This window comes from Candidatus Desulfatibia sp., assembly GCF_036446775.1.
Lineage (GTDB): Bacteria > Desulfobacterota > Desulfobacteria > Desulfobacterales > UBA11574 > Desulfatibia_A.
In genome coordinates, this window is sequence record NZ_JAZFTO010000074.1 from 1 (window position 1) to 9,082 (window position 9,082).

At 47.0% G+C, this 9,082-nt stretch carries 9 protein-coding genes and 1 pseudogene; 7 read left to right on the plus strand and 3 right to left on the minus strand.

The features are described from left to right. The 3 genes and pseudogenes from V3S16_RS03200 to V3S16_RS03210 form a co-directional block, all read right to left on the minus strand. Positions 1 to 733: pseudogene (locus V3S16_RS03200) on the minus strand (hypothetical protein); the annotation flags it as partial. Between the two features lie 407 nt (positions 734 to 1,140). After that, positions 1,141 to 2,571 (minus strand): Asp-tRNA(Asn)/Glu-tRNA(Gln) amidotransferase subunit GatB, encoded by a 1,431-nt coding sequence (gene gatB, locus V3S16_RS03205; RefSeq protein WP_413883230.1) that lies wholly within the window; start codon positions 2,569 to 2,571, stop codon positions 1,141 to 1,143. A gap of 204 nt (positions 2,572 to 2,775) precedes the next feature. Beyond that, positions 2,776 to 3,018: a DUF2283 domain-containing protein gene (locus tag V3S16_RS03210; protein ID WP_413883231.1), complete on the minus strand. Its 243-nt coding sequence runs from the start codon at positions 3,016 to 3,018 to the stop codon at positions 2,776 to 2,778. A 633-nt stretch (positions 3,019 to 3,651) separates the two neighbouring features. On the opposite strand from V3S16_RS03210, the gene V3S16_RS03215 reads away from it, so the two are divergent. The 7 genes from V3S16_RS03215 to mce form a co-directional block, all read left to right on the plus strand. Next, entirely contained in the window at positions 3,652 to 3,837 is a 186-nt protein-coding gene (locus V3S16_RS03215) for a DUF2065 domain-containing protein (RefSeq protein WP_413883232.1), read from the plus strand. A 112-nt stretch (positions 3,838 to 3,949) separates the two neighbouring features. Further along, positions 3,950 to 5,011, plus strand: coding sequence for a tRNA preQ1(34) S-adenosylmethionine ribosyltransferase-isomerase QueA (gene queA / locus V3S16_RS03220; RefSeq protein WP_413883233.1), 1,062 nt, complete (start codon positions 3,950 to 3,952; stop codon positions 5,009 to 5,011). 40 nt (positions 5,012 to 5,051) lie between these two features. After that, the gene (tgt, locus tag V3S16_RS03225) at positions 5,052 to 6,170 is read left to right on the plus strand and encodes a tRNA guanosine(34) transglycosylase Tgt (protein WP_413883234.1); all 1,119 of its coding nucleotides are present in this window, start codon (positions 5,052 to 5,054) and stop codon (positions 6,168 to 6,170) included. A 90-nt stretch (positions 6,171 to 6,260) separates the two neighbouring features. Beyond that, on the plus strand, positions 6,261 to 6,731 hold the full coding sequence (locus tag V3S16_RS03230) for a four helix bundle protein (protein WP_413883235.1): 471 nt from the start codon (positions 6,261 to 6,263) through the stop codon (positions 6,729 to 6,731). Between the two features lie 104 nt (positions 6,732 to 6,835). Beyond that, a complete protein-coding gene (locus V3S16_RS03235) occupies positions 6,836 to 7,069 on the plus strand; it encodes a NifU family protein (RefSeq protein WP_413883236.1) in 234 nt (77 codons plus the stop codon). A 208-nt stretch (positions 7,070 to 7,277) separates the two neighbouring features. After that, the gene (locus V3S16_RS03240; RefSeq protein WP_413883237.1) at positions 7,278 to 8,459 is read left to right on the plus strand and encodes a pyridoxal phosphate-dependent aminotransferase; all 1,182 of its coding nucleotides are present in this window, start codon (positions 7,278 to 7,280) and stop codon (positions 8,457 to 8,459) included. Between the two features lie 236 nt (positions 8,460 to 8,695). Next, the coding region (gene mce, locus V3S16_RS03245) for a methylmalonyl-CoA epimerase (RefSeq protein ID WP_413883238.1) at positions 8,696 to 9,082 on the plus strand (387 nt) is incomplete at its 3' end.

Sequence of the window (9,082 nt, forward strand, 5' to 3'; positions counted from 1 at the left end):
CGGTCTTTCCGTCGCCGTCCACATCACCAAGAGCCAGCCCTTTCAACTCGATTTTGAAGTTGCGGCTTTTCCAGAAACCGGCGGTTTCACCGGACGGCCTGGTTATTACAAAAGGTGAGGGACTACCTGTGTTGATGCCCGGTTCCATCATGCCGCCTGCCAGGCGGCGTTCAGGGTGGGCATAAATGGAAGTGCTTGCCGGAGGACCGCTTGCGGCCGGCGGCGGTGGCTGTGCTGTTTTTCGGCCGAATACCTTGGTATTGATATCGGTTGCAAAAAGGTTGATTTTGGGGATCACCTGGTCCATCCCCTGACTCTGGTTGAAAAAGGCCAGCGGCGGGTTTTGTCCGGAGACGTCGACCATCTTGGCGTCGATGCTGACGCTGTTTCCGAAAACCGTGAGGCTGCCGAAAAGAACATAATCGACGCCCAGTTCAGCTCCTATTTTGCGCGCTTTACTTTCATTAAGCGGACTTTGAGCCGTTTCCAGTACTTTGGCGGTTTCTTCGCGATTTAACACGGCCACCTTGTCCTCCCAGGAAAGCCGGGAGATGAGCATATCAACGATGCCGTCTCTTAGAAACGACAGATCCTCTGCGGCATTAATCTTAAAGGGAATCACGGCCACCCGCTTGAGCTGGGCGGCTGCCAGTTGCGGGCCGCCGATAACCACAGCGAGAAGCAAAACACTCATAATTCCTATTTTAAATATTGTACAAGACTTTGTTTTCAATCAAAACCCTCCTTTTAGCTATAGATTCTTCTCTTTTTGATCAAGGTTTATAATTCATAACCGTTCAGAGAATCTATGAAATCCCAAATACCAAGCATCAAATTCCAAATAAATTCCAAATATCAAGCATCAAATTCCAAATACTAATGACCTATACTATTTTGATTTTTCCAGTATTTTAGGTAATATTTTAACGAAAAGCCTAACCGCTTTAGCGAATTGGAATGTTCTTTCTTCAAGATCGTATACTGGTTTGTTATTTGAGATTTTGGTCATTGGTATTTGTTTGTTATTTGGAATTTGTTATTTGGAATTTCCACTAACTCAACTACTACGTGAATGGATCCTATAATTTTAACCCCTCATTTGTGCCTTTGTGTCTTAGTGGCTGCAATGTTTCGTGATGATTACGTTTCTAGCTTGGCTTTCAGGAGCTGGTTGACGATTTTCGGGTTGGCCTTGCCTTTGGTGGCCTGCATGACCTGGCCCACGAAATAGCCCAAAAGCTTTGTTTTTCCGCCCTTGTAAGCTTCAACTTCCTGGGCGCTGCGAGCCAGTACCTCAAGCACCACCGCTTCGATGGCCTTTTTATCCGTAACCTGGACAAGTCCTTTTTCTGCAACGATTTCTTTAGGCGGTCTTTTGGATTGCGCCATCTCGTCAAAGACGGTCTTGGCGATCTTGCCGCTGATAACGCCATCTGCAATCAGCTTTAAAAGTTGGGCCAGATCTTGGGCCAAAATCGGTGACTCGGCAATGGTCTTGCCTTGGGCGTTTAACAGCCCCAGCAGGGAGCCCATAATCCAGTTGCTCACCTGTTTGGGATCCGGAAACGTTTTTAGACACTCTTCAAAGTAGTCCGCAAGTTCGCGGCTGGACGTTAAAATACCGGCGTCGTTGGCGGGCAGCTTATATTCATCCACAAAGCGTTCCCTTTTTTTTGCCGGGAGCTCCGGGCGGTTCTTTTTGACAGCCTCGATCCATTCATCGTCGATGACCAGCGGCAAAAGGTCGGGATCGGGAAAGTAGCGGTAGTCAGGTGCTTCTTCCTTGCTCCGCATGGAAGTGGTTCTGTTTTTGTCCGGATCCCACAGCCGGGTTTCCTGCACCACCCGGCCGCCATCTGCCAGAATATCTTTCTGGCGGTTGATCTCGAAGGTAAGCGCCTTTTCAACATGCTTAAAAGAGTTTAGGTTTTTAAGTTCCGTGCGGGTGCCTAAGGTTTCAGATCCTCGGGGTTTTATGGATACATTGGCATCACACCTGAAACTGCCTTCTTCCATATTGCCGTCGCAAATACCAAGATAGCGGACAATCGCACGCAGCTGCCTTAGATATTCCCCGGCTTCTTCAGGAGAGCCGATATCCGGTTCACCCACGATTTCTATCAAGGGAACGCCGGTGCGGTTGAAATCGACCATGCTTAAGGGCCGGTCCGGGTCATGACTCAGTTTGCCGGCATCTTCTTCCATGTGGATTCTGGTAATACCGATGCGCTTTTTTTCTCCTTCGATTTCAATGTCGATATATCCATTTTGGGCAATCGGCTGTTCGTACTGGCTGATCTGGTAGCCTTTGGGAAGGTCCGGATAAAAATAATTTTTGCGGGCAAACCGGCTGTTGGGGCTAATGTCGCAGTCGGTTGCCAGAGCCATGCGCAGGGTGTATTCAACCACTTTTTTGTTAAGAACCGGCAGCACGCCCGGCATCCCCAGACAGACCGGGCAGGTGTGGGTATTAGGCGGCGCTCCGAATGATGTCGAGCATCCGCAAAAAATTTTTGTTTTGGTTTTTAGCTGGGCATGCACTTCCAGCCCGATTACCGGTTCAAATTCCATTTTTGCCTATGATCATTAAAAAAAATCACGCGCGAAGCACCCGACGAGGGAAAAGCACGAAATTCTATTTTAAATTTGAATTCTCCGCTGCTTGTCGGAGCTATGCGGAGATCCCGCCTAGGGGGCAGCACGGGATGAATTCAAAATTCGTTACAAACGATTAAAAATAACTATGTGGCGGGGCATTGACCGCAAAAACCAGTGTTATCTTAGCTCCTTGACAGGTACACTCTTCCTTAAAACCAAATCGGCAATGGGCATAGCTGACACTTCCAATCTCGATAGATCAATAAATGTGCTGGCATCTTCAATTTCGATACCAATCACTCTGTTGTTCTCGTCAAAGTCTAAAACGATGCCGGGAGCAACTTCTTCGGACTCTGTACTTATCCCACCAGCAAGCTCAATGTAAAGCATATCGGTATCAGGATAGTATTGAAAGTTCATAGTGCTCTCTCCCATCTTTTAAGGTTTAAAACCACGGTCTGGAAAGGCGTTATGTACGGTTTTCCCATCCGGTTCGGTAACAACCCGAAGGTATTTTCCAATTTCTGAAATGAACGCCCAATGACTAATCCGCCTATTGTTTTGTTCTATCGTGCGAATGGGGTTTCTAAGAACATATTCGATCCATTCCACTTTAAGATAAGGACGGCGATTCATCACATGGGTTTCGAAATAATTTGTTGTTTTCATAAGTTACCGTTATGAGCTTAGGAGCGCAAGAAATTTTTCCAAAACCCCAATAGGTGTTAAGTTTTAAGTATCTGTTAAATAAATCAATTTTAATAACCTAAAACCTAACGCTTAAAACCTAAAAACGTGATACTTTAAACTTTTTACGAATCCACCATATTTGATAATTATTGCCAAATAGTCAAGGCATAAAATCGCTTCGCGATTTTACACAACGCGGCTGCGCCGCTAAAAAAAGAAATTCCTATACAGGCGATTTATATTTAGCGCATCTTATGGAAACATGCCGGGTATTTTGTTTTGACAAAATGTGCTGAAAATTTTTATATACGGCATTCGGTTTTGTTTGAACCTAAAACTGTATGAAAAATTTTGAGGGATATTATGCAATTTTTCCTGAGCGTGCTGGGAATGGTAATGGTGGTGGAAGGTCTCCCATATTTTGCATTTCCTGAAAAAATGAAGTTGTTGATCCAACAACTTCTTGAAATGCCTGAAAGCGCCCTGCGAAAGTTCGGTTTTGTGCTGATGCTGGCGGGAGTAGGGTTGGTTTATATGGGAAAAAGGTAGATTGGTGTTTAGTGTTTAGTATTTGGAATTTGGAGCTTGTAGTTTGGAATTTATTTGAAATTTGATGCTTGTGATTTGTTATTTATGGTTTATCCGGGTTAGGTAACAAGTTGTGTATTCAATCCAAGATTACGATTACGATCTTTCCGAAAAACTTATTGCGCAAAAGCCGGCGGCGCAGCGAGACCGATCCAAGCTTTTGTTTATGCACCAAAAATCCGGCCGTCTATCGCATCATGCGTTCTGCGAGCTTGATGATCTGCTGGCCCCCTCGGACATACTGGTAGTCAACAACACCGAGGTGGTTCCCGGGCGATTGTACGGGAGAAAAGAGACCGGGGGCAAGGCCGAAGTTCTGATTTTAGATTATGCCCGCGGGTGCCGGGAAGGGACTGACAACGGCAATTTTTTGTGTGAATGCCTGATCAAAGCCTCAAAAAGACCAAAAATCGGGGCATCAATTAATTTCGATCAGGAATTGAAAGCCAAAGTGATAGGCTGTCGAGACGATATTTACACACTAAAATTTTCATTTTCAGGTAATTTTGAAAGCCTTCTTTACCGCATAGGAAATGTGCCTCTTCCACCTTATATTAAGCGCAGCCGGGGTGAAGGAGACAGCCGTGACCGAAAATCTTACCAGACCGTATACGCATCACAAAAAGGTGCCGCCGCCGCGCCGACAGCCGGGCTCCATTTCACCAAAAGGCTTCTCGAAAAAGTGAAAGAAAAGGGCGTCAGGGTTGTTGCAATTACTCTGCACGTGAGTTACGGTACCTTTTTGCCTGTCAGGGTGGCAGACATCCGCCGGCACAGCATCCATTCCGAGTGGTTCCATATCCCCGCAAAGACTGCGGACATGATCAACCGCACCAAGGCAAACGGCGGCCGAATCGTGGCCGTGGGGACAACCTGTATACGCGCACTGGAGTTTGTTGCTGACGAAAGGGGACACGTTGCCCACGGCAGCGGCAATTGTGATCTTTTTATCTACCCCGGTTACAGATTTAAAATCGTTGATGCCATGATTACCAATTTTCATTTGCCCAGATCGACACTTCTGATGCTTGTCTGTGCCTTTGCCGGGCGCGATAAGGTTTTTAAGGCCTACAAAGAAGCGATCAAAAAAGAATACAGGTTTTACAGTTATGGCGATGCGATGTTGATCGCATGAGGTTCATAGGTGAACCCTGAACCTCTGAACGCAAAATTCTATGTTTTCTTTTAAGGTAGTAGCAGAGTCGGGAACAACGCGGGCAAGGGCAGGACTCTTGCAGACAGCACATGGTGCCGTCGAAACCCCGGTCTTTATGCCGGTGGGAACCCTTGGCACGGTTAAATCTCTGTCCCCTGAGGAACTTTTTGATTGCGAGGTCGGAATTATCCTCGCCAATACCTATCATTTATATCTTAGGCCGGGTTGTGAGGTGATCCGTCGTTTTTCCGGACTCCACAATTTTATGCACTGGGATGGGGCTATTTTGACGGACAGCGGCGGATTCCAGGTCTTTTCCCTGGCAAAACTGCGCACAATTACCGAAGAAGGGGTTACTTTTCAATCGCATATCGATGGTTCACAACATGTGCTGACTCCTGAAAAAGCGATTGAAATCCAAATCTGCCTCGATGCGGATATAATGATGTGCCTGGACGAATGCATACAATATCCTGCCGATCGGGGCAATGCCAAAGGCGCGCTTGAACTTACCACTCATTGGGCCGCAAGGTGCAAGCAAACCTGGCAAGAACATCCTGATAGCGCCGGGGCTTTGTTTGGCATCGTACAGGGGGGTATGTTTAAGGATTTGCGGGCCATGTCGGCCGATGCTTTGGTAGAAAAGGATTTTAGCGGCTATGCCATCGGGGGGCTGAGCGTTGGAGAGCCCAAGGATCTAATGTTCGAAATAGCGGATTTTACCCTGCCGAGACTGCCCGATGCAAAGCCAAAGTATGTCATGGGCGCCGGAACTCCGGCAGATCTTATTGAGCTTATGGCTCTCGGTGCCGACATGTTCGACTGCGTCCTGCCGACCCGCAATGCCAGAAACGGGCAGATGTTTACAAAATTCGGGACCATAAATATCTGCAATTCCCGCTTCAAAGACGACCCCGATCCTGTTGAGACCGGTTGCCGGTGCTACACTTGCCAAAATTATTCCAGGGCTTATTTGCGCCACCTTTACATGGCAAAAGAACTGCTTGCTTATCGTTTAAATACAATTCATAATATTTACTTTTATATCAGCCTTATGAAACGGGTGCGAACAGCGATATGTGAGGACAGGTTTAATGAATTCAGAAAAGAATTCTATATTGAAAGGGAGCATATTTAGAATAATACAAAAGTAGTTTACATTTTTTGTTAACGCTTAGATGTCAGAGTCAGGTGTCAGGTGTCAGGTGTCAGGTTCAAAAGGGATGCAATGACAACGAAGAATTATTTGGAAGTAGAGGACCTTGAGGTTTATAAAAAGTTGTGTCGGATGCACATTGAAGTATGTGATTTGACGCACGAGTGGCCCCAGGAAGAAAAGTACGAACTGGGGAGCCAGGCACGGCGTTCCTCGAACAGTGCACCTGCCCAACTCGCCGAGAAAAATGATGACCGGCATATCCGTAACAAGATCGAAGGGGTAAATCGCAGTAGAGGTGAAGCTGGTGAAACGATTCACCATCTGTTCATGGCGCAACTCAAAGGATACATTGCGGAAAGGACATATCGAGAATTTCGGAGTCGCTACAAAGAATGCATTCGCATGCTTAATGGATTGGAAAAAACATTAGAGCGGAAAATTCCAGAGCGAGAGCGGCGCTGGCAAGTAGCCGAGGAATCGGCGGTGTACGGAGTTAACTATGAACCGATCCCTCAAGGCAGGCCTATTTCTGACACCTGACACCCGACACCTGACACCAAAGCGTTAGCAAAAGGCCTAAACAGATGGATGCAGGATGCTTGTTTCATATATAAAAATAACCAATAAACATAGGGGAGCCCATCATGAAAGAAAGAGTTCAGGAAGCGATTAACAAAATCAGGCCCATGCTTCAGGCCGACGGCGGCGACGTAGAGCTTGTCGATATCGAAGACGGGGTGGTGAAAGTGCGTCTGCAGGGTGCCTGTGCCGGCTGTCCCATGTCACAGATGACCCTTAAAAACGGGATAGAAAAATTTTTAAAACAGGAGCTTCCGGAGGTAGTGTCGGTCGAGTCCGCCGATTCGACGTCTTCATAGTGCAATGTTTTACAATTTGAGTCAAGTTTTCGTATTACACTTTTTTCGAATTTTAAAAGCAGATACTGGGTTCAGAGGTTCAGGGTTCAAAGGTTCAGGGTTCAGAGGTTCTGGGGTTAACGCAGAACCCAGAACGGAGAACGGAGAACCCTGAACCCAGAACGCAAAACCCTGAACCCAGAACGCAGAACCCTGAACGGTTGTTAATATGACTATTGCAAAGCATATCAGTGAAATTTTGTCCAGATCTTCCTGGATACGCAAGATGTTTGAAGAAGGGGCGCGCCTAAAGGCCAAGCATGGGGATGAAAACGTTTTTGATTTCAGCTTGGGGAACCCCAATCTGGAACCACCGGATGAGTTTAAAGCGGCACTTCGACAAGCTGCAATGACTTCGGAAGCGGGCAAGCACGGCTATATGCCCAATACCGGATATCCGGATGTCTGCAAAGCGGTAGCCGCTTATCTTACCAAAGAGCAGCAGGTGCCGGTCACGGCAAACGAGGTTATCATGACCTGCGGTGCGGCCGGTGCTCTGAATGTTATCCTGAAAGCACTGCTGGATCCGGGTGATGAGATTATTACCCCGGTACCTGGTTTTGTTGAATATGGTTTTTATGCGGGCAATCACGGCGGAGTACTAAAAACCGTACCGACAAAGCCGGATTTCGGGTTGGATTTGGACGCTGTTTCCGCGGCGATTACATCCAGGACCAAGGTTGTGCTCATCAATTCCCCGAACAATCCCACCGGCCGGATCTACTCGCAACAAAGCCTTAAAGAACTTGGGAGGCTTTTGCAAGATAAGGGTATGGAGTTTGATCGAACGCTATATCTGATATCTGATGAACCTTACCGCAAGATCGTTTTCGACGGTTTTGAGGTTCCGAGTATCTTTGACTGCTATCAAGAGAGTATCATTGCTTCTTCATATTCCAAGAGTATTTCCATCGCCGGAGAACGTATCGGATTCCTGGCGGTTAACCCCCAGGCGGTATTCAAAGCAGATCTTTTAGGCGCTATGACTCTTGCCAACAGGATCCTTGGATTTGTAAACGCGCCGGCCCTGATGCAGCGAGTGGTTGTATCCATTCAGGAGGCCAGTGTTGATATTTCCGCATATACCAGGAAGCGGGATCTTTTGTGTGACGGCCTGGCCGACTGCGGTTATGAATTTATCAAACCGCCGGGTGCTTTTTATCTTTTTCCCAAAACGCCGGTTCCCGATGATGTTCAATTCGTTCAGGCCTTGCAGGAAGAATTAATCTTAACTGTGCCCGGCAGCGGTTTTGGCGGACCCGGTTACTTCCGGATCGCCTTTTGCGTGGATGATGACACCATCATAAATGCAATGCCCGGTTTCAGGCGGGTAATGGAAAAATATAAATAGAAGATAATCGTTCAAGGGTTCAGAGGTTCAGAGGTTCAGGGGTTAACGCAGAACCTGGAACCAATCAGTTTAGGTAGAACACAGATGACACGGATTTTCACGGATTTTATATTATTTTATCTGTATCTGTGTAGATCCGTTTTAATCTGTGTTATCCGCGTTCCTTTGAACGCAGAACGCAGAACCCTGAACGGGGAACGCTGAACCTCTGAACCCAAGTTTGAAAGGAGATTGTTATGAAAATACTAAAGATCGAACATCTCGGTATTGCCGTCAATAGTATCGAACAGGGTAAAAGCTTGTGGTCGGACGCCCTGGGGCTCGAGTTTGAAGGCTCCGAGACCGTCGAAGAGCAGAAGGTCACAACTGCTTTTTTCCCGGTGGGAGAAAGTGAGGTCGAGCTTTTGGAATCCACGGCACCGGACGGACCTGTTGCCAAGTTTTTGGAAAAAAAAGGCGAGGGCATACATCATGTTGCCTTTCAGGTAGAGAATCTTGAAGCGGCCTTGGCGGAGTTAAAGGAAAAGGGCATCAGGCTGATCGATGAGAAGCCGCGAAAAGGGGCCGGTGGTAAAAATATAGCCTTTCTGCATCCTAAAGCAACCAACGGCGTTCTGGTTGAG

What these genes read in the sequence shown, in the direction of transcription:
- V3S16_RS03210 (WP_413883231.1), bottom strand. Translation starts at nt 3,018, where the DNA reads ATGAACTTTCAATACTATCCTGATACCGATATGCTTTACATTGAGCTT.
- gatB (WP_413883230.1), bottom strand. Translation starts at nt 2,571, where the DNA reads ATGGAATTTGAACCGGTAATCGGGCTGGAAGTGCATGCCCAGCTAAAA.
- tgt (WP_413883234.1), top strand. Translation starts at nt 5,052, where the DNA reads ATGTTTTCTTTTAAGGTAGTAGCAGAGTCGGGAACAACGCGGGCAAGG.
- V3S16_RS03215 (WP_413883232.1), top strand. Translation starts at nt 3,652, where the DNA reads ATGCAATTTTTCCTGAGCGTGCTGGGAATGGTAATGGTGGTGGAAGGT.
- V3S16_RS03230 (WP_413883235.1), top strand. Translation starts at nt 6,261, where the DNA reads ATGACAACGAAGAATTATTTGGAAGTAGAGGACCTTGAGGTTTATAAA.
- V3S16_RS03235 (WP_413883236.1), top strand. Translation starts at nt 6,836, where the DNA reads ATGAAAGAAAGAGTTCAGGAAGCGATTAACAAAATCAGGCCCATGCTT.
- V3S16_RS03240 (WP_413883237.1), top strand. Translation starts at nt 7,278, where the DNA reads ATGACTATTGCAAAGCATATCAGTGAAATTTTGTCCAGATCTTCCTGG.